Source organism: Sphingomonas sp. CFBP9019 (genome assembly GCF_034045155.1).
Taxonomy (GTDB): domain Bacteria; phylum Pseudomonadota; class Alphaproteobacteria; order Sphingomonadales; family Sphingomonadaceae; genus Sphingomonas; species Sphingomonas aerolata.
Genome location: NZ_JAXCWK010000001.1, coordinates 586,232 through 609,460, shown reverse-complemented (window position 1 = coordinate 609,460; position 23,229 = coordinate 586,232). Strand labels below are relative to the sequence as shown.

24 protein-coding genes are annotated in these 23,229 nt (G+C 66.6%); 10 read left to right on the top strand and 14 right to left on the bottom strand.

Annotated features, from left to right (window positions below; genetic code table 11):
* Positions 1 to 93: 93 nt before the first annotated feature.
* The 3 genes from SOM18_RS02660 to SOM18_RS02650 are packed head-to-tail and all read left to right on the top strand — an operon-like array spanning position 94 to position 3,049.
* Positions 94 to 369 (top strand): hypothetical protein, encoded by a 276-nt coding sequence (locus SOM18_RS02660; RefSeq protein ID WP_320481244.1) that lies wholly within the window; start codon positions 94 to 96, stop codon positions 367 to 369.
* Positions 366 to 1,856, top strand: a complete 1,491-nt coding sequence (locus SOM18_RS02655) for an NAD(P)H-hydrate dehydratase (protein ID WP_320481243.1) — start codon at positions 366 to 368, stop codon at positions 1,854 to 1,856. Before SOM18_RS02660 ends, SOM18_RS02655 begins: the two co-directional genes overlap by 4 nt.
* Positions 1,853 to 3,049: a class I SAM-dependent RNA methyltransferase gene (locus SOM18_RS02650; protein ID WP_320481242.1), complete on the top strand. Its 1,197-nt coding sequence runs from the start codon at positions 1,853 to 1,855 to the stop codon at positions 3,047 to 3,049. The genes SOM18_RS02655 and SOM18_RS02650 overlap by 4 nt, the downstream gene beginning before the upstream one ends.
* A gap of 12 nt (positions 3,050 to 3,061) precedes the next feature.
* Here SOM18_RS02650 and truA read toward each other — a convergent pair whose 3' ends face one another.
* Positions 3,062 to 3,802, bottom strand: a complete 741-nt coding sequence (gene truA, locus SOM18_RS02645; protein WP_031438985.1) for a tRNA pseudouridine(38-40) synthase TruA — start codon at positions 3,800 to 3,802, stop codon at positions 3,062 to 3,064.
* A complete protein-coding gene (gene fmt, locus SOM18_RS02640) occupies positions 3,799 to 4,725 on the bottom strand; it encodes a methionyl-tRNA formyltransferase (protein ID WP_031438986.1) in 927 nt (308 codons plus the stop codon). Before fmt ends, truA begins: the two co-directional genes overlap by 4 nt.
* 52 nt (positions 4,726 to 4,777) lie before the next feature.
* Here fmt and recR point away from each other — a divergent pair, with 52 nt between their 5' ends.
* From recR to rmuC, 3 genes are all read left to right on the top strand, one after another.
* Entirely contained in the window at positions 4,778 to 5,374 is a 597-nt protein-coding gene (gene recR, locus SOM18_RS02635; RefSeq protein ID WP_031393413.1) for a recombination mediator RecR, read from the top strand.
* A gap of 58 nt (positions 5,375 to 5,432) precedes the next feature.
* On the top strand, positions 5,433 to 5,957 hold the full coding sequence (gene def / locus SOM18_RS02630) for a peptide deformylase (RefSeq protein WP_031438987.1): 525 nt from the start codon (positions 5,433 to 5,435) through the stop codon (positions 5,955 to 5,957).
* A 466-nt stretch (positions 5,958 to 6,423) separates the two neighbouring features.
* On the top strand, positions 6,424 to 7,887 hold the full coding sequence (gene rmuC, locus SOM18_RS02625; protein WP_031438988.1) for a DNA recombination protein RmuC: 1,464 nt from the start codon (positions 6,424 to 6,426) through the stop codon (positions 7,885 to 7,887).
* Positions 7,888 to 7,896: 9 nt separating this feature from the next.
* Here the strand turns inward: rmuC and SOM18_RS02620 are convergent, their stop codons facing one another.
* The 7 genes from SOM18_RS02620 to SOM18_RS02590 all read right to left on the bottom strand — a co-directional run bounded on the left by SOM18_RS02620 (position 7,897) and on the right by SOM18_RS02590 (position 13,141).
* Complete coding sequence (locus SOM18_RS02620; RefSeq protein WP_031438989.1) at positions 7,897 to 8,694, bottom strand: TrmH family RNA methyltransferase; 798 nt, start codon at positions 8,692 to 8,694, stop codon at positions 7,897 to 7,899.
* A 99-nt stretch (positions 8,695 to 8,793) separates the two neighbouring features.
* Entirely contained in the window at positions 8,794 to 9,069 is a 276-nt protein-coding gene (locus SOM18_RS02615) for an HPr family phosphocarrier protein (RefSeq protein ID WP_031393409.1), read from the bottom strand.
* The gene (locus SOM18_RS02610; protein ID WP_031393408.1) at positions 9,066 to 9,473 is read right to left on the bottom strand and encodes a PTS sugar transporter subunit IIA; all 408 of its coding nucleotides are present in this window, start codon (positions 9,471 to 9,473) and stop codon (positions 9,066 to 9,068) included. The genes SOM18_RS02615 and SOM18_RS02610 overlap by 4 nt, the downstream gene beginning before the upstream one ends.
* Before the next feature lie 16 nt (positions 9,474 to 9,489).
* A complete protein-coding gene (rapZ, locus tag SOM18_RS02605; protein ID WP_031438990.1) occupies positions 9,490 to 10,407 on the bottom strand; it encodes an RNase adapter RapZ in 918 nt (305 codons plus the stop codon).
* A complete protein-coding gene (locus SOM18_RS02600) occupies positions 10,404 to 10,859 on the bottom strand; it encodes an HPr kinase/phosphorylase (protein ID WP_031438991.1) in 456 nt (151 codons plus the stop codon). Before SOM18_RS02600 ends, rapZ begins: the two co-directional genes overlap by 4 nt.
* Entirely contained in the window at positions 10,849 to 12,432 is a 1,584-nt protein-coding gene (locus SOM18_RS02595) for a sensor histidine kinase (protein ID WP_042466269.1), read from the bottom strand. Before SOM18_RS02595 ends, SOM18_RS02600 begins: the two co-directional genes overlap by 11 nt.
* A 1-nt stretch (position 12,433) precedes the next feature.
* A complete protein-coding gene (locus tag SOM18_RS02590) occupies positions 12,434 to 13,141 on the bottom strand; it encodes a response regulator transcription factor (protein ID WP_031393404.1) in 708 nt (235 codons plus the stop codon).
* 202 nt (positions 13,142 to 13,343) lie between these two features.
* Between SOM18_RS02590 and SOM18_RS02585 the strand changes: the two genes are divergently transcribed.
* Positions 13,344 to 14,954: a phosphoenolpyruvate carboxykinase gene (locus SOM18_RS02585; protein WP_031438993.1), complete on the top strand. Its 1,611-nt coding sequence runs from the start codon at positions 13,344 to 13,346 to the stop codon at positions 14,952 to 14,954.
* Between the two features lie 112 nt (positions 14,955 to 15,066).
* Here the strand turns inward: SOM18_RS02585 and SOM18_RS02580 are convergent, their stop codons facing one another.
* Together SOM18_RS02580 and SOM18_RS02575 are read right to left on the bottom strand one after the other, a co-directional pair.
* Positions 15,067 to 15,504 (bottom strand): NfeD family protein, encoded by a 438-nt coding sequence (locus SOM18_RS02580; RefSeq protein ID WP_031438994.1) that lies wholly within the window; start codon positions 15,502 to 15,504, stop codon positions 15,067 to 15,069.
* A complete protein-coding gene (locus SOM18_RS02575; RefSeq protein ID WP_031438995.1) occupies positions 15,504 to 16,496 on the bottom strand; it encodes an SPFH domain-containing protein in 993 nt (330 codons plus the stop codon). Before SOM18_RS02575 ends, SOM18_RS02580 begins: the two co-directional genes overlap by 1 nt.
* 120 nt (positions 16,497 to 16,616) lie before the next feature.
* Between SOM18_RS02575 and guaB the strand changes: the two genes are divergently transcribed.
* The 3 genes from guaB (at position 16,617) to SOM18_RS02560 (ending at position 19,968) form a co-directional block, all read left to right on the top strand.
* Entirely contained in the window at positions 16,617 to 18,074 is a 1,458-nt protein-coding gene (gene guaB, locus SOM18_RS02570) for an IMP dehydrogenase (protein ID WP_031393400.1), read from the top strand.
* Between the two features lie 173 nt (positions 18,075 to 18,247).
* On the top strand, positions 18,248 to 19,435 hold the full coding sequence (locus tag SOM18_RS02565; RefSeq protein WP_031438996.1) for an RsmB/NOP family class I SAM-dependent RNA methyltransferase: 1,188 nt from the start codon (positions 18,248 to 18,250) through the stop codon (positions 19,433 to 19,435).
* A 32-nt stretch (positions 19,436 to 19,467) separates the two neighbouring features.
* Complete coding sequence (locus SOM18_RS02560; protein WP_031393398.1) at positions 19,468 to 19,968, top strand: tetratricopeptide repeat protein; 501 nt, start codon at positions 19,468 to 19,470, stop codon at positions 19,966 to 19,968.
* 11 nt (positions 19,969 to 19,979) lie between these two features.
* Here SOM18_RS02560 and rsmA read toward each other — a convergent pair whose 3' ends face one another.
* From rsmA to SOM18_RS02545, 3 genes are read right to left on the bottom strand one after another with little or no spacing between them, the layout of a single operon-like run.
* Positions 19,980 to 20,831 carry a 16S rRNA (adenine(1518)-N(6)/adenine(1519)-N(6))-dimethyltransferase RsmA gene (gene rsmA, locus SOM18_RS02555; protein ID WP_031438997.1) on the bottom strand — a complete coding sequence of 284 codons (852 nt, stop codon included), beginning with the start codon at positions 20,829 to 20,831 and terminating at the stop codon, positions 19,980 to 19,982.
* Positions 20,828 to 21,838 carry a 4-hydroxythreonine-4-phosphate dehydrogenase PdxA gene (gene pdxA / locus SOM18_RS02550; protein WP_320481241.1) on the bottom strand — a complete coding sequence of 337 codons (1,011 nt, stop codon included), beginning with the start codon at positions 21,836 to 21,838 and terminating at the stop codon, positions 20,828 to 20,830. Before pdxA ends, rsmA begins: the two co-directional genes overlap by 4 nt.
* Before the next feature lie 7 nt (positions 21,839 to 21,845).
* Positions 21,846 to 23,189 carry a peptidylprolyl isomerase gene (locus SOM18_RS02545; protein ID WP_373929164.1) on the bottom strand — a complete coding sequence of 448 codons (1,344 nt, stop codon included), beginning with the start codon at positions 23,187 to 23,189 and terminating at the stop codon, positions 21,846 to 21,848.
* Positions 23,190 to 23,229 lie beyond the last annotated feature (40 nt).

The following is a 23,229-nucleotide window of genomic DNA, read 5'->3' as shown; positions in this document are numbered from 1 at the left end:
CTTGTCGGGCTTGTCTCACTCCCGCTCGCAGCCTGCGGGAGCGGCAAGCCCGACGCCGGTGACACGGCGTCGCGCCGCGAGGACGCTGCCGTCATGCATGTCCCGTGCGCCAAGGGGGCCGCGGCTTTGGCCGCCGACTGCACGATCGAGCAGGCGCGCGGCGCAGATGGCGTGATCCTGACCCTCCGCCACGCCGATGGCGCCTTTCGCCGGCTGCGCGTTTCCCCTGACGGCCGCGGCGTCGTGGCCGCCGACGGGGCCGAGCGGGCGCGCGTCACGGCATCCACGCCCGGCAGCATCGACGTCGCGCTGGGCACCGACCGCTACCGCCTCCCGGCGACGGTCCAGCCGGGCGCGAACGGCTCATGATCCGGATCGAGGGCCAGCCCGTCCTGACCGCCGCCGAGATGCGTGCGGCCGAGGATGCGGTGATCGCAACCGGTGTCACGGTCGATACGCTGATGAACCGCGCAGGCACCGCGATCGCGCACGCGGTCCGCCGTCTGGCGGGATCGAACGCCATCCTGATCCTCTGCGGCCCCGGCAACAATGGCGGCGACGGCTATGTCGCCGCGCGCGTGCTCGCCGAACTGGGCGCAACCGTCCGCGTCGCCGCGCTGTCCGAACCCCGCACCGACGCAGCCAGGGCGGCAAGGGCAGGGTGGCCCGGCCCCGTCGACTCGCTCGCCACCGCGAAGCCCGCCCCCGTCCTCGTCGACGCCCTCTTCGGCACCGGCCTGACCCGACCCTTGAGTGGTACCTCTCCCCAAACCCCAAACACCCCCCCGGCGAAGGCCGGGGCCCAGTTGGGCACCGCTATCGACGAAGTGCACGGTTCACCCAACTGGCCCCCGGCCTCCGCCGGGGAGGTATCGATCGGGGAAAGACTCCACACCCTGACCAAAGCCGCCACCCTCACCATAGCCATCGACCTCCCCAGCGGCCTCGCCACCGACTCCGGCCGCGCGCTCACCACACCCCCCGTCTTCCACCTCACGCTAGCCCTCGGCGCACTCAAACCCGTGCACCTCCTCCAGCCCGCCGCCCGCTATTGCGGCGAGATCCGCCTCCTCGACATCGGCGTCCCCGTCACCAGCCAGATCGAAGTGCTCAAAAGCCCGCACCTCGCACCGCCCGGACCCGACGCGCACAAATACACCCGCGGCATGGTCGGGGTCATCGCCGGCACGATGGCAGGCGCCGCCGACCTCGCCGCGCTCGCCGCGATGCGCGCGGGCGCGGGCTATGTGACGCTGCTCGGCGACAGCGCCGGCCCGCCGCATGCACTCGTCCGCGCGGCGTTCTCCGACCACGCGCTCGCCAACGACCGGATTGGCGCGCTCGTCATCGGTCCAGGCCTCGGCCGCGACGCCACCGCCCGCGTCCGACTCGATGCCGCGCTCGCCGCCGGCCACCCGCTCGTCCTCGACGGCGACGCGCTCCGCCTGCTCGATCCCGACCGGATCCGCGCGCTCACCGTCCCCGTCATCCTCACCCCACATGCCGGCGAATTCGACGCGCTCTTCGGGCGATCGGACGACGACAAGATCACCCGCGCCCGCGACGCCGCCGCCCGCACCGGGGCGGTCGTCGTCTTCAAGGGCGCGGACACCGTCATCGCCGCGCCCGACGGTCGCGTCCAGCTCGCCCCCGGCGCGAGCGACTGGCTTTCCACCGCGGGCACCGGCGACGTGCTCGCCGGCGCGATCGGCGCGATGCTCGCCGCAGGGCTCGATCCGCTCGCCGCCGCCGCCGCGGGTGTGTGGCTTCACAGCGAGGCCGCGCGTCGATCCGGGCCGGCATTTATCGCCGATGACTTGGCGGATGCGCTCCGGTCGGCCAGAGCGTCCTTATGACCAGTGACCCAACGACCGACACCATCGTCCGCGTCGCCGCGCGCGGCGACGGCATCACCGCCGACGGCCGCCACGCCGCCTTCACCGCGCCCGGCGACACGCTCGCGGCCGACGGCAGCGTGACCCACGGCCCGCACCACCAGACGCCGCCCTGCGTCCATTTCCCGACCTGTGGCGGCTGCCAGCTCCAGCATCTCGACGATGAGAGCTACAGCGCCTTCGTCACCGACCGGATCGCCTCCGCGCTCGACGGGCAGGGCCTGTCCGCGCCGATCCACACCCCGCACATCTCGCCGGTCCGCAGCCGCCGCCGCGCGACGCTGCATGCCGAGGCCAAGGGCGGCAGGATCACGCTCGGCTTCACCGCCGAGAAGGCGCATCTGATCGTCGACATCAAGGAATGCTGGATCCTCGATCCGCGCCTCTTCGCGCTCGTCCAGCCGCTCCGCACCCTGCTCAAGCGTCTCAACTTCCGCCGCCGCGCGGACATCCACCTGACGCTCGCGGATCAGGGCGCCGACATCCTCATCACCGGCTTCGCGCCCGAAGGCCTCCCCGCCGCCGAAGCGCTCACCCGGTTCTGCGAGGAGCACGGCATCGCCCGCGTCGCGTTCGACGACGGTCTAGGCCCGGAGACGCGCTGGGAGCCCGATGCGGTGACGATCACGCTGGGCGGCGTCCCCGTGCCGCTGCCACCCGCCTCGTTCCTCCAGGCGACGCCCGACGGCGAGGCCGCGCTCACCGCCGCGGTGCTCGAGGCGATCGGCACGCCCGCCACCGTCGCCGACCTGTTCGCCGGGCTCGGCACCTTCACGCTCGCGATTCCGGCCAAGGTCTATGCCGCGGAGGGCGCGCGCGACGCGCTGACCGCGCTCAAGGCCGCCGCGCACCGCCTGCAACGCCCCGTCTTCCCCGAGCACCGCGATCTCTACCGTCGCCCGCTGACGGTGGCCGAGCTCGACCGGTTCGACGCGGTGGTGATCGATCCGCCCCGCTCGGGCGCGCGCGAACAGGCCGGTGCGCTCGCCGCGTCCAGGACCCCGGTAATCGTCTACGTCTCGTGCAACCCGGCGAGCTTCGCGCGCGATGCCAAGGAGCTGTGCGACGCCGGCTGGCGGATCGACTGGATCCAGCCGGTCGGCCAGTTCCGCTGGTCGACGCATGTCGAACTCGCTGCGAAGTTCGTCCGCTAAGGTGTTAATTCCTTAGGGATAAACAGCGGTTACGAAGAACAACCCATCGGGCGGTGCATTGAGCCCCAGCATCGCCCGATCCTTCGCCGCCAGCGCGTCCGCGACATCGCCGACCGCCCAGCGCCCCATGCCGACCAGCGCCAGGCACCCGACCATCGATCGTACCTGGTGATGCAGGAACGACCGCGCCGCCGCGTAGACGAACAGCCGCTCGCCCTCGCGCACGACGTCGAGCCGGTCGAGCGTCCGCACCGGACTGTCCGCCTGGCAATGCGCAGACCTAAACGTCGTGAAGTCATGCCGCCCGACCAGCGCGCGCGCCGCCTCCGCCATCGCCTCCGCATCGAGCGGTTGCGGCACCTGCCACGCCAGCCCCGCCTCGAAGCTCAGCGGCGCGCGCCGGTTGACGATCCGGTACTCGTACGACCGCCCGATGCACGAGAACCGCGCATGCCAGTCGTCGGGCACCACCTCGCACGCCAGCACCGACACCGGCGCCGGTTTGACCAGAGCATTCAGCCCCTCCATCAGCCGGAACGCCGCGAGCGGCTTCACGATATCGACATGCGCGCGCATCGCGATCCCGTGCACCCCCGCATCGGTCCGCCCCGCCGCCTGCACCGACACGGCCTCGCCGGTCATCTTGAGCACCGCCGCCTCGAGCGCGGCCTGCACGCTCGGCCCATGCTTCTGTCGCTGCCAGCCCATGAACGGCCGGCCGTCAAACTCCACCGTCAGCGCGAACCGCGTCAAAGCTGGGTCCCCGAGGGAATCGCAAACCCGCGCAGCAGCTCCTCGGCCGAGGTGACGCCGCGCCCGGCCCGCTGCACCAACGTGGGCCGGATCGCGCCGTCGCCGCACCCGATCGTCAGCTCGGCGTTCACCGTCAGCCCCTCGCACCCGAGAAAGCTGAACGGCAACACGTCCGCCGCCAGCACCTTCACGCGCTCGCCGGCGACCTCGAACCACGCGCCCGGCGCCGGGTTCATCGCGCGCACCAGCCGCTCGACCTCGACCGCCGACCGCTCGAAATCGATCCGCGCCTCCGCCTTGTCGATCTTGGCCGCATAGGTGACGCCCTCCTCGGGTTGCGGCCGGGCAGGGTAGGCGTCGAGATCGCCCAGCACCTCGACCATCAACCGCGCCCCCATCGCCGACAGCTCGGCGGTCAGATCCCCCGCCGTCTTCCCCGCAACGTCAGTTCGCCCCTCAAGCCGAACCGGCCCGGTATCGAGCCCGGCCTCCATCTGCATGATCCCGACGCCGGTCTCCGCATCGCCCGCGAGGATCGCGCGCTGCACCGGTGCCGCCCCGCGCCACCGCGGCAACAGCGAGCCATGGACGTTGAGGCACCCGAGCCGGGGCGCCTCGAGCACCGCGCGCGGCAGGATCAGGCCATAGGCGGCCACCACCGCGACATCCGCCTCCAGCGCCGCAAACGCGTCCCGCGCCTCAAGCCCCTCGGGCAGCGACGCCTTGAACGACACCGGCGTCCGAACCTCTATGCCCAGCGCCTCCGCCCGGACCTGGACCGGCGACGGCACCAGCTCGCGTCCGCGTCGCCCGCCCGGTCGTGCCGGCTGGCAATAGGCCGCCACCAGTTCGTGCCCCGCCGTGACGAGGGCCTCCAGCACCGGCACCGCGAAGTCCGGCGTTCCCATGAAGATGATCCGCATGCCCCTCTCGAACACGCTGGCGGGGAGCGACGCAACCCCCTATCTGGTCGTGATGGCATCCCCCGAGATCGAGGCGCTGACGCAGGCGCTGGCCCGGCTCCCCGGCCTCGGCCCCCGGTCCGCACGCCGCGCCGTGCTGCATCTGCTCAAGAAGCGCGACGCCGCGCTGGGGCCGCTGCGCGAGGCGCTGACCGCGGTCGACGAGCGGCTGGAGAATTGCAGCGTCTGCGGCAATGTCGACACGACCAACCCGTGCGCGATCTGCGCCGACCCGCGCCGTGACCAGCGCTCGCTCTGCGTCGTCGAGGAGGTCGCCGATCTCTGGGCGCTCGATCGCTCGCGGCTGTTCCCCGGTCGCTTCCACGTGCTTGGCGGTCGCCTGTCCGCATTGGAAGGCATCCGGCCCGAGGATCTCAGCATCGACAATCTCGTCCGCCGGATCGAGGCGGGGGGGATCGACGAGGTCGTGCTCGCGATGAACGCCACGCTCGAAGGCCAGACCACCGCGCATTACATCGCCGAGCGCATCGAACGATTCCCCGTCCGCGTCACACAGCTGGCGCACGGCCTGCCGGTGGGTGGCGAGCTCGACTATCTCGACGAGGGCACGCTCGCCCAGGCGCTGCGCGCGCGTCGCCCGATGGCCTGATGGTCGCGGCCTAACCCAAATGCTTGACGGCTCAACCCGCGGAACCTAGCTGCGCAGCATGACCGTCATGACCGTTCTCGAAGTCCCCGATCCCCGCCTGCGCCTCGTCGCGGAGCCGGTGGCGTCGGTGGACGATTCCACCCGTACGCTCGTCGCCGACATGATCGAGACGATGTACGACTTCAACGGCATCGGCCTCGCCGCGACTCAGGTCGGCGTGCAGCAGCGCGTCCTCGTCATCGACCTTCAGGAAGAGAAGGACGAAGAGGACAAGCCGATCAGGAATCCCAAGGCCTATATCAACGCCGAGATCCTTTCGGTCAGCGAAGAGATGTCGACCTATAACGAGGGCTGCCTTTCGATCCCCGAGCAATATGCCGAGGTCGTCCGCCCCGCCCGCTGCCGCGTGAAGTGGCTCGACGAGACCGGCGCCGCGCATGAGGAAGAGCTCGACGGCCTGCTCTCGACCTGCATGCAGCACGAGATCGACCATCTCGACGGCGTCCTCTTCATCGACCACATCAGCCGCCTCAAGCGCGACATGGTCCTCAAGAAACTCGCCAAGGCCCGCAAGCTCGGCTGACCCGGCGCCGGTTGTTAAGTCGACCGGCCAAGCCACCAATTCCCCGGCGAAGGCCGGGGCCCAGGCAGGGAAGCCCCGCGTAATCGCGGGCGGCACACGCCAAGAAGACTGCCCAGCAAACACCGGCGCCCACCTCCGATAGCTCCGCAGCGAGGGGCGGCGCACCCCCAAAAGCACCACCCCGGCGAAGGCCGGGGCCCAGCTGGCACGTCCCCGGCGATAACGCACTACCGCCCGCAAAGCCCAACTCTGCTACAGCAGCGACCAAGGGCAACGCCCGAAGGCGGGAAATCCCTCTGTCCCACCCACGTCGTTCGTGCTATGTTCCAACGATGACTTTTCAGACCGTGCCCCCCCAGCCGCCCGCGCCCAAACCCTGCATGGCCGGTTCCGCAGCCGGAAATTGTACGGATCTCGGCGCAAAACACGCTTATCGTCTCAACATTCACAACATTGGGACGCTGGCATGACCGAACTCGTGATCGTCGCGCTGCTCGCGGCCGCCGCCGGGCTCCTGCTCGGCTGGTTGCTCGCCTCGCGTCGAGCCGGCGCGCTCGCCAGCGATCTTGCGGTCGCCAGGACCCGTGCCGCCGACTATGATCTGGTCCGTACCGCGCGCGACGCGGTCGAGCAGGAGCGCAATGCCGCACTCCAGGATCTCGCCACGCTGCGCGCGCAGAATGCCGAACGCGCCGGGGAGGCGGACCGCCTGCGTACCGATCTCGCGACGATCCGCGCCGACCGCGACGCCGCGCGCACCGAACTCGCTACCGAGCATGCCCGCAGCGAGGCGTTCGAGGCGCGGCTGGTCGAGTTCCGCGACGCCAAGGACGTGATGGCGGCTCAGTTCGGCGACGTCGCCAACAAGCTGCTGAGCGACGCGCAGAAGACCTTCCTCGATCGCGCCGACGCCCGCTTCCGCCAGTCCGAGGAATCCGCCGGGCAGAACCTCAAGTCGATGCTCCAGCCCGTCAGCGACCGGCTGCAGCGCTATGAAGAGGGCGTCGCCAAGGTCGAGGCGGAACGCCGCGACGCGTTCGGCGATCTCAAGGGGCAGATCGAACAGATGCGGCTCGGCCAGGAAAAGGTCTCGACCGAGGCCGCCAAGCTCGTCAATTCGCTGCGCAACGCGCCCAAGTCGCGCGGCCGCTGGGGCGAGCAGCAGTTGAAGAACGTGCTCGAGACCTGCGGGCTGAGTGAACATACCGACTTCCAGACCGAGGTCAGCGTCGCGGTCGGTGATGCCGATGAGCGCGCCGGCGCCCGGCTGCGCCCCGATGCGATCATCCGCGTCCCCGGCGGCCGCGCACTCGTCATCGATGCCAAGGTCTCGCTCAACGCCTATCAGGATGCGTTCGGCGCGGTCGACGAGGCCGAGCGGCTGGTCGGTCTGGCGGCGCACGCCGCGTCGATGCGCGCGCATGTCAACGGGCTCGGCAACAAGGCCTATTGGAGCCAGTTCGCCGACACCCCCGACTATGTGATCATGTTCGTCCCCGGCGAACATTTTCTCTCCGCTGCGCTTGAGCACGATCCGACCCTCTGGGATTTCGCGTTTGAAAAGAGGGTGTTGCTGGCCACTCCTACCAATCTGATTGCGATCGCGCGGACCGTCGCCGCGGTCTGGCGGCAGGAGAAGCTCGCCAACGAGGCGCGCAAGATCGGCGAGCTCGGCAAGGAGATGCACGATCGGCTCGCCAAGGTCGCGGACGATCTCCGCAAGGTCGGGGTCGGTCTCAACAGCGCGGTGAAGAACTTCAACGGCTTCACCAACTCGTTCAACGGCCGCCTGATGGTCACCGGCCGCAAGTTCCGCGACCTCAATATCGAGACCGGCGCGCGCGATCTCGAGGACGTGTCGTCGATCGACGCGCTGGCGCTGGGCGAGGGGCCGGCATTGATCGAAAAGCCAGAGCCCGCGGACGTTTAATCCGTCTTTTCAACGCTGTCGGGCAAGAACCTCATAGGCCATCACCGCGGTTGCGACCGCGGCGTTGAGGCTGTCGGCCTTGCCCAGCATCGGAATCTTGACCAGCGTGTCGCAGCCTTCGGCCATCTCTGCCGGCATGCCCTGCGCCTCGTTGCCGGTCAGCAAGAAGGTCGGGGCGCTGTACGTCGCCGCCCGGTAATCGGTCTCGGTGTCGAGGCTCAGCCCGACCAGCTGCCCGGGACCGCTGCGGAGCCACGCCTCGAACGGCGCCCACTCGGTCTTGACGACCGGAATGGTGAACAGCGCCCCCATGCTCGCCCGCACCGCCTCGACCGAGAACGGATCGACCGACTCGCCGATCAGGATCAGCCCGCCCGCACCGACGGCATCGCCGGTCCGCAGGATCGTGCCGAGATTGCCCGGATCCCGCAGGCGCTCGGCGACCAGCCAGATCCCCGCACTGGTCCGGTCCAGATCCTCGAGTGCCGCGTCGAACTCATCGAACACGCCGACCACCGCCTGCGGATTGTCCTTGCCCGACAGCTTGGACAGGATGTCGGGCGTCGTCTGGATCGATTCGCCGCCCGCCTCCTCGACATCCATCGACAGCGCATGGACCAGCGGATGGTTGGCACTCGCCGCAGCGTAGAAAAGCGTGCGGGGCAGCCGGCCGGTCTCGCGAGCCTCGGTCAAGATCCGCAACCCCTCGGCAAGGAACTGACGTGCAGCCTTGCGATGTCGTTTGTCGCGAAGATCGCGGACATATTTGATCAACGGGTTCGAAAAGGCGGTAATTTCGCGAGGCATTTATCGGCCCTTCGGCGCGCGGAAACAGGGGAGGTTGGTAAACACGCGCTGCTCATGCCCTCCGCAACCCGGCGCGGCAAGCGCTGCGGGGAAGGGGGCTCAATCCTCGCCGAACTTGGCTTCGACAAGCTCGACCAGCCGGGCGACGGTTTCGTCCGCGCCATCGCCGGTCGCCGATATGACGATCGAGTCACCCATCGCGGCCCCGAGCATCATCAGCCCCATGATCGACGTTCCCGTCACGCTCCCCGCGCCGTCCTTCTCGACCAGCACGTCGCAAGGTTGCGAGGAGGCAAGTGTGACAAACTTTGCGCTGGCCCGGGCATGCAATCCCCGGCGGTTGGTGATCAGGACCGTGCGCGCAACCGCGGTCACGCGGCCGCCTCGCCGAGAACCTCGGATGCGACGGATATATATTTCCGGCCGGCTTCACGCGCGGCAGCGACCGCCGCCACGACCGTCATCGCCTTGCGGGCCGATCCCAGCCGGATCAGCATGGGTAGGTTCATTCCCGCGATCACCTCCACCCGGCCCCGCTCCATCAGGGAGATGGCAAGGTTGGACGGGGTACCGCCGAACAGATCGGTCAGGACGATCACGCCGCGTCCCGCATCGACCTCGGCGATCGCCGTCGCGATATCCGCGCGGCGTTCCTCCATATCGTCATCGGGGCCGATCGCGATTGCCGCGACGCGTTCCTGTGGGCCGACGACATGGACCATTGCGGTCACGAACTCGTCGGCGAGCCGCCCGTGGGTCACCAAAACTAGGCCGATCATATCAGACGCTTCATACTCATAAGCCGACCGGTGGTCCCTCAAGCGAGTCCTGCGGCGCGGCCCCCAGGTCGCGATGGTTTACCGTGGGCGAAAAACCCTCTGCGCGCAACCGTCCGGCGATCCGTTCGGCGACATGAACCGATCGATGTCTCCCTCCGGTACACCCGATCGCAACGCTGACATAGGACTTGCCCTCCGCCTTGTAGCGCGGCAGCAACAGGAGCAGCAGATCCTCGATGCGGCTGACAGCGGCTTCATAGGCCGGATCGGCCATGACATATTGCGCAACCTCGGCATCCAGTCCGGTCCCAGGACGCAGCTGCGGATCCCAATGCGGATTTCGCAAAAACCGCATGTCGAAGACAAGGTCAGCGTTGCGCGGTAGCCCGCGCGCGAAGCCGAACGACTGGATCGACAGCGTCGGAGCACCCTGATCGTCCTGCGCGAAGCTGTGGCGGATCTGTTGCGCCAGCTCGTTGGCCGCCAATGTGGTCGTGTCGATCAACCGGTTCGCCCAGTCGCGCAGCGGCCGCAGCATTTCACGCTCGCGCGCGATCCCGTCGCCCGCGGGGCGATCGGGGGCTAGCGGATGACGCCGCCGTGTTTCCGAATAGCGTCGCTCGAGTTCTACCCCCGAACAGTCGAGAAACAGCGTCCCGATTTCCAGACCGTGCCGATCGCGGAGATCGCGGATGCGCCCGATGATGCGATCCGCATCAAAATCGCGCGTTTGCGAGCCAATACCAATCGCCAGGGGGGTGGAATCATCCATTTGTCCCTTTGCGCGCGGCGTATCTAGCAACCGATCGAGCAGCATCAGCGGTAGGTTGTCGACGATCTCCCAGCCCAGATCCTCAAGCGTCTTGAGGACGGTCGATTTGCCCGCGCCCGACATGCCAGTGATCAGCAGGATCGGCTTTGATTGGCGCGTCATGCGGCGAGAATTCCGTGTTTCAGAGCCAGTTCAACCTTCAGTGGAGCGGACGCCTGGAGTGGTTCGAGCAGGAGGACCGGGATATCGGCACCAGCGATCCGCCGCGCCTCAAGCTCGGGCATCCGCGGGACCTGACTTCCTAGCCGTACGAGCAAGGCGATGGGTATGTCGACAACATAGGGCATGACGATAATGCCGAGGCCGCGAACCTCGATCCGGCCTGCGATGGAAGCGGGTGGGTGTGCCAGCAACCGGGCACCCGAGCGCACCACGATGGTCTGGTCGTCGCTGACCAGCATTGCGCCGCGGTCGATAAGGCGAAGGGCGAGGTCGGACTTGCCGATGCCGGAAGGTCCTTCCAGCAGGACGCCCTGGCCGCCGATCGAGACGGTCGTCGCATGCAGGCGATCGGACGAGAGGACAGACAGAACTAGGGCTCCCTCATCGTGCATACAGCGGCAGATGGATTACGAACCGGGCACCGCCCAGCCGATCCTCGCGCGATTCGACGGTGATCGTGCCCTGATGCCCCTCGACGATGGTGCGCGCAATGGCGAGCCCCAATCCGGAGTGACGCCCGAAGGCTTCGCCGTCAGGTCTGACCGAGTGGAAGCGGCGAAAGATCGCATCGCGTGCGTCTGGAGGGACGCCCGGGCCCTCATCCTCGACACGAAGGACGACCTCGTGCGCGCCGCGCATTGCAGACAACGTGATCAGGCCGCGGTCGGGCGAGAAGGATACCGCGTTATCGATCAGGTTCTCGATCACACGCTCGAGCCGGGCGCCTTCGCCGAGCACGACGAACGGGCCATCGTCGCTGCGATCGAAGCGAAAACGGATTTCACGTTCGACGTCGCGAGCGAGGCGCTGCGACAGCAAGCCGTCGATCAGGCTGACCATGTCGATCGGTTCGAACTTTGCCCGGCTGAGCTGTGCGTCCAGTCGCGACGCGTCGGAGATGTCGGAGATCAGCCGATCTAGTCGATGGACATCGTCTCGCACGATCGCCATCAGCTGCTCCTTGAGGGCGGGATCCTGCACGCGTGACAGCCCTTCCACCGCAGACCGTAACGACGCCAGCGGGTTCTTCATCTCATGCGTAACGTCGGCGGCGAACGCTTCGGTCGCGTCGATGCGGGCCCTGAGCGCCAGGCTCATGTCCGACAGCGCCCTGGCAAGCATGCCCAGTTCATCCCGGCGCGACGGCAGTCGAGGGACCACGACTTCGCGCGCGCGCCCGAGCCGCACCCGCACCGCCGCCCGAGCGAGACGGCGCAGGGGCCGGACGATGGTGCGTGCAAGGAACAGCGACAGCAGCACGGACACGATTGAGACCAGCAACAGCACCATGCTCAGGCGGAAGCGTTCGATACGCACGGTGCGCGTGATGTCACGCGCGTTCACCGTCGTCATCACCACGCCGCCGCCCGGCACGCGGGCCGCAGCCGTTATCACTGGGGTGCGGTCGGGCGCGCGCCAGACCGTCGTGGAGATGCCATGCCGCAACCGTACGTCCTCGACGTCGGGCCAGCGTTGCCGCGGGCCGCGTTCGCGGTAAAGCGGTGCGCGGGGCGCCATCACGACCACGTCGATGACCGCGTCGAGAAAGCGCGCGGCATCCTGCCCCCAGTCTTCCTTGTCCGGGTCGTGCAGCACGAAACTGCGTAGCCCCAGTGCGCGACTGTCCTTGATGATCTGCCCGTCGCGGTCGAAGACCCGGATCTGCGAGCCCGTATCCTGCGCCAGCCGAACGATGAGCGGCTCACGCAGCGCCGGATCGACTGCGGCGATTGCCTCACCGATCAGCCGCGCCTCGCGTGCGGCCTGCGCGACGCGGCTGTCGACGATACGGCTGCGATAGGAATCGAGGTAGAAAAAGCCGCCTGCGAGCAGCAAGAGCGCGAAGATATTGACGGCGAGGATGCGCCGCGTGAGCGAGATCTGACCCGACCAGCGTAATGTCAGGTCGCGACCGTCATCCTCGTTACGATCGCCCACGTCGTCGCCCGAATCGCTCCGTCCCATGCTAATCTTCGGAGAACCGATAGCCTGCCCCATACAGCGTTTCGATCGCGTCGAAATCTGGATCGACCTGTCGGAACTTGCGACGAAGCCGCTTTATGTGGCTGTCGATCGTCCGGTCGTCGACATAGATGTCGTCCTGATAGGCTGCGTCCATCAACTGGTTGCGCGTCTTGACGATACCCGGCCGCTGCGCGAGCGTTTCGAGGATCATGAACTCCGTCACCGTCAGCGTCACGGGTTCGCCAGCCCACAGGGTCCGGTGGCGCGCCGGGTCCATGCTGAGCCGTCCCCGGTCAAGCGGCCCGGCCGCCTCGGCCTCCGTCTCCGTGCCAGGCGACCGGGTCAACTCCGCGCGCCGCAGGATCGCCCGGACCCGCGCAATCAGCAATCGCTGCGAGAACGGCTTCGCGATATAATCGTCCGCCCCCATCGCAAGGCCAAGCGCCTCGTCGAGTTCGTCATCCTTGCTGGTCAGGAAGATGACAGGTATCTGGCTCTTTTCGCGCAGCCGCCGCAACAGTTCCAGACCATCCATACGGGGCATCTTGATGTCGAAGATCGCCAGATCGGGGGGATTGTCCGTCAAGGCCTTCAGCGCGGTCTCGCCATCCGAATAGACCCGCGTGACAAACCCCTCGGTCTGAAGGGCGATCGACACGGACGTCAGGATGTTTCGGTCGTCATCGACGAGCGCGATCGTTGCCGTCATGGTCTGGCTGTCATCTTCTTGGCGCCCGCCGGGATAAATCTCGGGCTGCGTAGGGCAAAGTGCTAGCGTACTCAACCGGGGTACACCAGACCGCGGCGTGAGTTGCACGCCCTCCGGTCGAATTGACCCGGATCACAGGCCCGCCTAGATCGAGCCTCAACGACATACATACGTATGCGCAAGTGTCTTATGGAGAGATGCCGTGTCCGATTTGCGAACCCCTGCCTCAGGGCTCGATGCGCAGGGAATTGAAACACATGCGGAGGTGCACTGGAATCTGGTGACCGCGCAGCTGGTCGAAGCCGCGCTCGACCGGGGTGAGGGGCGTCTGTCCGCCGACGGGCCCCTGGTCGTCGAAACGGGCGCCCATACCGGACGTTCGGCTCAGGACAAGTTCATCGTCCGCGACGCGGAAACCGGCGCGACCGTCTGGTGGGGCAAGAGCAACAAGCCGATGGCTGCGGCGCACTTTGCCGCACTGAAGGCAGATTTCTACGCCGCGCTGGCGCAGAAGAATACGCTGTTCGTTCAGGACCTATATGGCGGATCGCAACCCGATCACCGGGTGAATGTTCGCGTCGTCACGGAACTCGCCTGGCACAATCTCTTCATCCGGACGATGCTTGTCCGTCCGGAAGCGTCGGCGCTGAAAGGCTTTCAAGCCGACTATACGATCATCGATCTGCCCAGCTTCCAGGCCGATCCCGCGCGGCATGGTTGCCGCAGCGAAACCGTCATCGCGGTCAATTTCACCGATCGGCTCATCCTTATCGGGGGTACGAAATATGCCGGGGAGATGAAAAAGTCGGTCTTCGGCCTGCTCAACTACCTCCTGCCGCCGGCCGGGGTGATGCCGATGCATTGTTCGGCAAACATGGGCGCAAACGGCGATACCGCGGTGTTCTTCGGGCTTTCTGGCACCGGCAAGACGACCTTGAGTGCCGATGCCAGCCGAACGCTGATCGGCGACGATGAGCATGGCTGGTCCGATACCGCCGTCTTCAACTTCGAAGGTGGCTGCTACGCCAAGATGATCCGTTTGTCGGCCGATGCCGAGCCCGAGATCTTCGCGACGACGAAGCGGTTCGGAACGGTTCTCGAGAATGTCGTGATGGATCCCACCACGCGCCTGCTTGATCTTGACGATCACACGCTCGCGGAAAATAGCCGGGGCGCCTATCCGATCGACTTCATTCCCAACAGCTCGGCGGACAATATGGGTCCGGTTCCGCGGAACATCGTGATGTTGACCGCCGATGCCTATGGTGTGCTTCCGCCGATTGCCAAACTGACGCCGGATCAGGCGATGTACCACTTTCTGTCAGGCTATACGGCCCGCGTCGCCGGCACTGAAATCGGCGTGACCGAGCCCGATGCGACGTTCTCGACCTGTTTCGGCGCTCCGTTCATGCCGCGGCATCCCTCGGTTTATGGTAATCTCCTGAAAGCGCGGATCGCCCGCGGCGGGGTCGACTGCTGGCTGGTGAATACGGGTTGGACCGGGGGCAAATATGGTGTCGGCAGCCGGATGCCGATCAAGGCTACGCGTGCGCTTCTGAACGCTGCGCTGGACGGCAGTCTGAAGACTGCCGAATTTCGTACGGACCCTAACTTTGGGTTTCAGGTTCCGGTGAGCGTACAGGGCGTCGACGACGCCATCCTCGATCCGCGGACGACATGGGCAGATACCGATGCCTATGACGCGACAGCGGCAAAGCTGGTCGATCTGTTCGTCGAGAATTTCGCGCAGTTCTCGGAGCATGTCGATGCCAGCGTAATGCAGGCGGCGCCGAAGGTGACCGAAGCTGCGTGACAAACCGAGCGGCCCGGTAGGTTCGCGGGTGCCGGACCGGGATGGGGCGTCGAGCCCTTCTCGGTCCCGCCATCGACATTAAACGGGCCGTCCGAGACGTTGCGACGCCCGTCTACTGAGGTTCCACAGCCACCGCGCCGTCCATCACCGCGACGATCCTGACCCGCGTGCCGACCGCCGCGTCGGGCCCGCGTGCGGGCCAGCTGCCGTCACCGACGAGAACACGGCCTTGGCCACCAACGAGCGCCGTCTCGACGATCACGATCTGGCCGATCAATCGCGCCGCGCGGTCGTTCAGCAGCGGATCCCCGCCCTCGACCGGATAGTCACGATACCATCGTTTGCCGATCGTGACCGCGACCACACTCCAGACCGCGAAGGCTACAAGCTGTACGGCGACCGGCAGGTCCGGAAACGCGAGCGCCATCACCCCGGTGAACGCTGCGGCGATCGCCAGAAAGACCAGGAAAACGCCCGGAACAGCCAGTTCCGCGATTCCCAACACCAGCGCAGCGATCAGCCATGCAACGGCCGGTCCGACTCCATACATTAGCTTTTCGGCACTTCGTTGGCGTTCGACAGTTCAAATGGTCCCCTGGGTGACGGCTTCGCTGCCGAGGTGGCTGACGGCACCGTGTCGCGCAGGGCATCCTTCGCAATCTCGCCAATGCCACCCAGCGTTCCCATCAACTGGGTCGCCTCGACGGGAAACAGGATCGTCTTCGCATTGGGCGACGTGGCGAATTTGCCGATTGCCTCGACATATTTCTGCGCGATGAAATAGTTGATCGCCTGCGCGCCGCCCTCCTCGATCGCCTGCGACACGGCCCGGGTCGCTGACGCTTCGGCAACGGCCGCACGCTCGCGGGCCTCGGCATCGCGAAAGGCCGATTCCTTGCGGCCCTCCGACTCCAGGATCCGTGCCTGCTTCTGGCCCTCTGCCCGGAGGATTTCCGAGGCGCGTGAGCCTTCCGCGTCCAGAATGTTTGCGCGCTTCTCGCGCTCGGCCTTCATCTGGCGGCCCATGGCGTTGACGATGTCTGCTGGCGGACGGATGTCCTTGATCTCCACCCGGGTGATCTTGACGCCCCACGGCGTCGTTGCGTGGTCGACGACGCTCAGCAATCGCGCATTGATCTCGTCGCGCTTGCTCAATGTCTCGTCGAGATCCATCGAGCCCATGACGGTGCGAAGGTTCGTCGTCGTGAGCTGCAGCAGCGCCTGATACAGGTCGGACACCTCATAGGCGGCCTTGGCCGAATCCAGCACCTGGAAGAACACGACCCCGTCGGTCGATATCATCGCATTGTCCTTGGTGATGATCTCCTGCCCGGGAATATCGATCACCTGCTCCATCATGTTCACCTTCCGCCCGACGCGGTAGAAAAACGCCGGATAGAAATTGAAGCCGGGCCTTGCGACCGTGGTGAACCTTCCGAAATGTTCGATCGTGTACTGATAGCCCTGACGTACGATCTTGATACTGGTCATCAAATAGAACAGCACCAGCGCCACTGCGAGCCCGGCGACAATCAACCCCATCGGAATATCCCCCATGCGTGTAGTGCCCGGCTATAGCACGCCGTTCGCAGAGGGGCCTAGCCGTACGCGCCCGCTTTGGTTACATGGCGCGCCACCCCACACCCAGGATCGGCAGCTTTCATGGATATCCGCCTCGGCCTCACTTTCGACGACGTCCTACTGTATCCGGGGGAATCGGACGTGCTGCCAAGCCAGGCGGACACGCGGACCCAGGTAACACGGGGGATAGCCCTCAACATTCCGATCCTGTCCTCCGCAATGGATACTGTGACCGAAGCGGACATGGCGATCGTCATGGCGCAGCTCGGCGGCATCGGCGTGCTACACCGTAACCTGACGATCGAGGAACAGGTTGTCGCGGTCCGTCAGGTCAAGCGGTTCGAATCGGGGATGGTGGTCAACCCGATCACGATCAAGCCGACCGCCACTCTGGGCGAAGCGCAGGCGTTGATGGCCGGCCATCGGATCAGCGGCATTCCGGTCGTCGAGTCGGATGGCAAGCTGGTCGGAATCCTGACCAATCGCGATGTTCGCTTTGCCGGGAACCCGCAGCAGCCGGTCAGCGAGCTCATGACGCACGAGAATCTTGCGACTGTATCGACCGAGGTCGGCAAGGAGGAAGCGCGCCGGCTGCTGCACCAGCGTCGCATCGAAAAGCTGCTGGTCGTCGATGCCGAGTATCGTTGCGTCGGCCTCATTACGGTCAAGGATATCGAAAAGGCCGTCATGTTCCCCGATGCGACCAAGGACGAAGCGGGCCGCCTGCGTGTCGCAGCGGCGACGACCGTCGGCGACAAGGGCTTCGATCGCACGGAACAGCTGGTCGACGCCGGATGCGACCTGATCGTCATCGACACGGCACATGGTCATAATCGTGACGTCGGGCGTGCCGTTGAGCGAGTGAAGAAACTGTCCAACTCGGTCCAGGTCGTTGCCGGGAACGTCGCGACGGGCGACGCCACCCGCGCGCTGATCGACGCGGGCGCGGACGGCATCAAGGTCGGCATCGGCCCCGGGTCGATCTGCACCACGCGGGTGGTCGCTGGCGTGGGCGTGCCGCAGTTGACGGCCGTGATGGATTGCGCCGAAGCCGGTCACAAGGCCGGCGTACCGGTGATCGCGGATGGGGGTATCCGCACGTCGGGCGACATGGCCAAGGCGCTGGCTGCAGGCGCATCGACCGTGATGATCGGGTCGCTGCTCGCCGGGACGGACGAGGCGCCGGGCGAAACCTTCCTCTACCAGGGCCGCGCGTATAAATCCTATCGTGGCATGGGTTCGGTCGGCGCTATGGGTCGCGGGTCTGCGGATCGCTACTTCCAGGGCGATATCAAGGACCAGCTGAAGCTGGTTCCCGAGGGCATCGAAGGGCAGGTTGCGTATAAGGGTCCGGCACGCGACGTCGTCCACCAGCTCGTCGGCGGGATCAAGGCAGCGATGGGCTATACCGGGTCGGCGACGATTCCGGATCTGCAGGCACGCGCGGAATTCGTCCAGATCACCGGTGCCGGCCTGATGGAGAGCCATGTCCACGACGTCACGATCACGCGCGAGGCCCCGAACTACCCGACGCGCTAGCATCGACGCCTCCCGATGCCGCAACGGGATCGGGAGGGCCCGCCGGCCGGGAATGTGGCAAGCGGATACCTGAAATCATTCCCTTCTACGTCCGGGAGGGGGTAGGGGCAGGGGATGATGATGATCCCCTACCAAATCACTGCCCGATATTGCGCAATCCCGGGAGGTCGGCCTTGACCCCGTCGGCGCGGACGCAGGCCGCGATCGAGCTGCTCGACCAGATCATCGCCGCTGCCCGCGAGAGTGGCGCGGCAGCGGACACGCTCATCGCCCGCTACTTCGCCACGCGTCGTTACGCTGGGTCGAAGGACCGTCGCGCCGTGCGTGAGCTCGTCTATGCGGCGATCCGCAAGGCAGGAGATCGACCTGAGAACGGCCGTGCCGCGATGCTGCTGGTGGCCGATGCTGACCCCGCGCTGGCCGCGACCTTCGACGGCTCGACCCATGCACCAGCGCCGATCGGCAAGGATGAACCGCGCGCACGCGCCGGCGTCGCGCCGCAATGGCTGACCAAGGCGTTGCGGGCATCGGGGCTCGATGGCGCGGCGCTCACCGATCTTGCGGGGCGTGCGACGCTCGACCTGCGGGTCAACACGCTCGTCGCGGATCGTCCCGCCGTGCTCGCCGCATTGCCCGACGCTGAGGCGACACCGCACGCTCCCGACGGAATCCGGCTGCCGACCGGCACGAACGTCGAGGCATTGCCGCTGTTCAACGAGGGAGCGCTGGAAGTCCAGGACGAGGGCAGCCAGATCGTCGGGCTCGCGATGCAGGCCAAGCCCGGCCAAAGGATCGTCGACCTCTGCGCAGGCGCTGGCGGCAAGACGCTCGCGCTCGCCGCGATGATGGCGAACACGGGTACCCTCCTTGCCTGCGATACCGATCGTAACCGGCTATCACGGCTGGCGCCGCGCGCGACCCGTGCGGGCGCCGCGATCATCGAGACGCAGTTGCTCAACCCGACCCGTGAGATCGAGGCGTTGAGCGAATGGGCAGGCCGTGCGGACGGCGTGCTCGTTGATGCGCCTTGTTCGGGAACAGGCACGTGGCGACGCAATCCCGAGGCGCGCTGGCGCCTGACGCCCGACCGCGTGTCCAGATTGCAGTCGACCCAACAGCAGGTCCTGTCGGTCGCGGCAACGCTGGTCAAACCGGGCGGTACGTTGGTGTATATCGTCTGTTCGCTGCTCGATGCGGAAGGCACGGACCAGGTTACGTGGTTCCTGGGCGCGCATCCCGGCTGGACGACCGCGCCGCTGTCGTTGCCCGCAGGCGCTGTCCACGGCCACGGGGTTCGCCTCGAGCCCGGCCGCGACGGCACCGACGGATTTTTTGTCGCGCGCCTTATCAGCCCATGCTAGCCAAACCCGCTGTGCCCCGCCTGGAGACCATCATGCGTTTTTCGACCGTTGCCGTTGCCGCCGCGCTGACGGTCGTGTCCGTATCGACGTCACTGAGCGGCCAACGGCCCGATACGCAGATTGATGCGCGGTCGTTGCAACTGCTCGCACAGGGGCGCAGCCTGAAGGCGGCCGGCAATCTCGACGGTGCGACCGACATGCTCGAAACCGCGGTCGCGGTGGATCCGCGCAATCGCGCGGCGTTCGTCGAACTGGGCAGGGTCGCAGAGGCACGCGAACTGCCGGGCAAGGCGATCCGCCTTTACCGCGAGGCGCTACTGCTCGAGCCCAACGATGTCACCGCGTTGCAGGGGCAGGGCAGTGCGTTGGTGATGAAGGGCGCGGTCGTCCGGGCCCGCGACAACCTCGCCAAGATCCGCACCATCTGTAAGGGGCAGTGTCCCGAGGCCGTGCAGCTTGCCGCGATCATCGCCAAGGGTCCGCCCATCACGACTGCGCAGGTCGTAAAGCCCGCTACCCCCGCCAAGGACTGAGCGGGACGACCTCAGCCGCTGACAGTGAGCGGCCGCGTCTTCGCGGCGCGCGCCAGTGCCACGAAATCCAGCACCGACAAGGTCTCTGCGCGTCGCGTCCCATCGATCCCGATCCGCTCCAGCGCATCGAGAGCGCCAGGTACTGATTTCAAGCTCTGGCGGAGCATCTTGCGACGTTGTCCAAAAGCGGCGCCGGTCAGTCGTTCGAGCAGGGCGAAGTCGACGCCCTCGGGCGCAGCCTGTGGCGTGATGTGGACGACTGCGGACATTACCTTGGGTGGCGGCGTAAAGGCCGACCTGTGGACCGGCATCGCAATCCTCGACGCGCTTCGCCATTGCGCGAGCACCGCAAGGCGTCCGTAATGATCGCTGTTCGTGGTCGCAACGATCCGTTCGGCGACCTCTTTCTGGAACATCAGCGTCAGCGATTGCCACCATGGTGCCCAATCCGCCGACAGCCAGCCGACCAGCAAGGCAGTACCGACATTATAGGGCAGGTTGGAAACGATGTGAGGCTTTGTCGTGAACAGCGACGGCGCGTCGATCGCCAGCGCATCGCCTTCGATGACCGTTAGCTGCCCCGGGAATGCTTCCCCCAGTTCGGCTAGCGCGGGAATGCAGCGATGATCCCGCTCGATCGCCGTCACGCGCGCACCCGCCGCAAGCAAAGCGCGGGTCAGTCCACCGGGACCTGGGCCGACCTCGAGGACTTCAGCGTCGTGCAGGTCACCCGGCACAGCGGCGATGCGCGCCAGCAATTGCCCGTCGAACAGGAAATTCTGCCCCAGCGCCTTGCTGGCATTGAGGCCATGCCGCGCGATCACCTCGCGCAGCGGGGGGAGGGCCGGTGCCGGGGCGATCATCGACTTTCGGCGCTTTGCGCGGCACGCCGATCGGATGCCTGGCCGGCCATCGCGATAGCCGCGATCATGGCACCCGGTTCGGCGAGGTTTTTACCGGCGATCGGGAATGCCGTGCCGTGGTCAGGCGACGTACGCACGATAGGCAGCCCGAGCGTGATGTTGACGCCTTCGTCAAAATGGATGGTCTTGAGCGGCACGAGCGCCTGGTCATGATAGCAGCAAAGTACCGCGTCATAGGTCGCGCGCGCGCGCGGGTGGAACAAGGTATCTGCCGCAAAAGGCCCGGTCGCATCGATGCCCTCCGCGCGCAGCAGATCGATCGCCGGGGCGATGATATCAATCTCCTCACGACCGAGCGCGCCCTGTTCGCCCGCGTGCGGATTGAACCCGGCAAAGGCGAGCCGCGGGGCCGCAATCCCGAAATTCCGCGTCAACCCGCGAGCCGTTGCCCGCCCCTTTGCGACGATCAAATCGACCGACAGCAGGGACGCGACGTCGCCGAGCGGTACATGCGTCGTGATCGGCACGACACGGAGCGACGGGCCGGCGAGCATCATCACGGCATTCTCGCCCGCGACGCCGAACCGTTCAGCGACGAACTCCGTCTGCCCGGGATGGGTGAAGCCAATCGCATAAAGCTTTGCCTTCGATACCGGCCCCGTGACCAGTGCGCGTGCTGCTCCGGTCTTGACCAGTCCCACCGCAAGCTCGAGCGCATGCAAGGCGCAACGGGCGCCCTCGACATCCGGATTCCCGGGCACGATCTCGCCCGCGTCTTCGACGCTCAGCACCGGCAGCGCACCGGCGAATACCGTGGCCGTTTCGGTAGGATCAGCGATCCGGACCACGGGCCCGGACCAGACCCGCTCGATCGCCCGGATGTCGCCGATCGCAACGAACGGGGGCAGATCGTGCGCAACACGCGCGGCCCAAGCCTTGGCGATGATTTCAGGTCCGATCCCCGCGGGGTCGCCCATCGAGACGGCGAGGGGGCGCGACTGCGGCATGTCAGGATCAGCGATATTCGACGACGGCGTCACGACGCAGATCGCGCAGTTTCTGCTGGGCCCGCAAATTGACGCGCTGCTGCTCGAGCTGTCCCTGGATCTGCTCCGAACTCGGCAGATTGCCTGACTGCGGATCGTCGCGTCCGCACAGGACGAGGGCACGTACGCCCTGTTCGGCGGACCCAAACGGCGGGCTCGATTCGCCGACTTGCAACTTGAGCATCACTTCCTGAAGCTGCGGCGGAAGATCGCGGATTCGGACAGTATCATTGTCGACAACGTCGGCTCCGATGCCCGCGGCGACCTTTTCGACGGTGCCACACCCACGCAGATCCTTCGTAGCCCTTGCAAACGCCTCGGCACGCGCTGCGGCCTGCGCCTGCGAGGTATTGGGCGGGAAGCGCAACGTCAGCTGCTTCAGGCTGAGCCGCGCGTCGCGTGGGTCGGCGGTCAGCACCTGGCGCTTGTCGGTCAGGTACAGGATGGAATAGCCGCCCGACACCTCGATCGGACCGGCCACCTGGCCGACCTGCATCGACTGCGTCGCCTGGGCGAGCTCCGGCGGCAGCGTCGATGCACGAACCCAGCCGAGATCGCCGCCGACCGCGCGGGTCGACGCCTCGGAGAATTGCCGCGCATAGGACTCGAACGGCTGCGTGCCCTTCTGGATTTCCTGGATCAGCTGGCGGGCATTGGCATAGACCTGTTGCCCGTTCGTCGCATTCCCGGCGAGGTAGATTTCCTTCAGGTTGAACTCGTCCGTACCCTTGGCCGCCTCGAGACGGTCGATGATGCCTTTGACCTCCTCGTCGCCGACGTTGACGAAGGGCTCGACGCGGCGCCGCAGATAGCGCTGCCAGGCCAGTTCGCCTTCGATCTGACGCTTGAGCGAGCGATCCGACGAGCCGGTCTGCCGCAGATAGGCCGCCATGGTGGCAGGGGTACGGTTGAACCGCTTCGACACCGCGTCATAGCTCTGCGTCAGTTCGGCGGGCGTGATCGTGATGTCGGCGGTCTTTGCCTCCTGGATCTGCAGCGTTTCGTCGATCAGCTGCCGCAGGACCTGGAGCTTCAACCGGTCGCGGTCTTCGGGCGAGAGCTTGGCGCCCTCATTGGCCATCGCGATCAAGGCGACGCGCTGATCGACGTCGGTGCCGGTGATCACGGAGTCGTTGACGATCGCCGTCGGCTTGCGGACGTTCGGATCGACCTTGCCGAAGATCTGAAGATTCGTCGGCAGATTAAGCCCGGTATTGTCGGGCACGCTCTGATCGGACACGGTCTGCCCGGATCCTCCAGCGGGCGCGGGCGCAGGCGTTGGCGCGGTCTGGGCAATGGCGCTTGCGGTCAGTGCGGCAAGGACCACAGCGCCGATTACGCGGCCACCACGC

What these genes read in the sequence shown, in the direction of transcription:
- SOM18_RS02660 (WP_320481244.1), top strand. Translation starts at nt 94, where the DNA reads ATGCATGTCCCGTGCGCCAAGGGGGCCGCGGCTTTGGCCGCCGACTGC.
- SOM18_RS02655 (WP_320481243.1), top strand. Translation starts at nt 366, where the DNA reads ATGATCCGGATCGAGGGCCAGCCCGTCCTGACCGCCGCCGAGATGCGT.
- SOM18_RS02650 (WP_320481242.1), top strand. Translation starts at nt 1,853, where the DNA reads ATGACCAGTGACCCAACGACCGACACCATCGTCCGCGTCGCCGCGCGC.
- fmt (WP_031438986.1), bottom strand. Translation starts at nt 4,725, where the DNA reads ATGCGGATCATCTTCATGGGAACGCCGGACTTCGCGGTGCCGGTGCTG.
- recR (WP_031393413.1), top strand. Translation starts at nt 4,778, where the DNA reads ATGGCATCCCCCGAGATCGAGGCGCTGACGCAGGCGCTGGCCCGGCTC.
- def (WP_031438987.1), top strand. Translation starts at nt 5,433, where the DNA reads ATGACCGTCATGACCGTTCTCGAAGTCCCCGATCCCCGCCTGCGCCTC.
- rmuC (WP_031438988.1), top strand. Translation starts at nt 6,424, where the DNA reads ATGACCGAACTCGTGATCGTCGCGCTGCTCGCGGCCGCCGCCGGGCTC.
- SOM18_RS02620 (WP_031438989.1), bottom strand. Translation starts at nt 8,694, where the DNA reads ATGCCTCGCGAAATTACCGCCTTTTCGAACCCGTTGATCAAATATGTC.
- SOM18_RS02610 (WP_031393408.1), bottom strand. Translation starts at nt 9,473, where the DNA reads ATGATCGGCCTAGTTTTGGTGACCCACGGGCGGCTCGCCGACGAGTTC.
- rapZ (WP_031438990.1), bottom strand. Translation starts at nt 10,407, where the DNA reads ATGACGCGCCAATCAAAGCCGATCCTGCTGATCACTGGCATGTCGGGC.
- SOM18_RS02600 (WP_031438991.1), bottom strand. Translation starts at nt 10,859, where the DNA reads ATGCACGATGAGGGAGCCCTAGTTCTGTCTGTCCTCTCGTCCGATCGC.
- SOM18_RS02595 (WP_042466269.1), bottom strand. Translation starts at nt 12,432, where the DNA reads ATGGGACGGAGCGATTCGGGCGACGACGTGGGCGATCGTAACGAGGAT.
- SOM18_RS02590 (WP_031393404.1), bottom strand. Translation starts at nt 13,141, where the DNA reads ATGACGGCAACGATCGCGCTCGTCGATGACGACCGAAACATCCTGACG.
- SOM18_RS02580 (WP_031438994.1), bottom strand. Translation starts at nt 15,504, where the DNA reads ATGTATGGAGTCGGACCGGCCGTTGCATGGCTGATCGCTGCGCTGGTG.
- SOM18_RS02575 (WP_031438995.1), bottom strand. Translation starts at nt 16,496, where the DNA reads ATGGGGTTGATTGTCGCCGGGCTCGCAGTGGCGCTGGTGCTGTTCTAT.
- guaB (WP_031393400.1), top strand. Translation starts at nt 16,617, where the DNA reads ATGGATATCCGCCTCGGCCTCACTTTCGACGACGTCCTACTGTATCCG.
- SOM18_RS02560 (WP_031393398.1), top strand. Translation starts at nt 19,468, where the DNA reads ATGCGTTTTTCGACCGTTGCCGTTGCCGCCGCGCTGACGGTCGTGTCC.
- rsmA (WP_031438997.1), bottom strand. Translation starts at nt 20,831, where the DNA reads ATGATCGCCCCGGCACCGGCCCTCCCCCCGCTGCGCGAGGTGATCGCG.
- pdxA (WP_320481241.1), bottom strand. Translation starts at nt 21,838, where the DNA reads ATGCCGCAGTCGCGCCCCCTCGCCGTCTCGATGGGCGACCCCGCGGGG.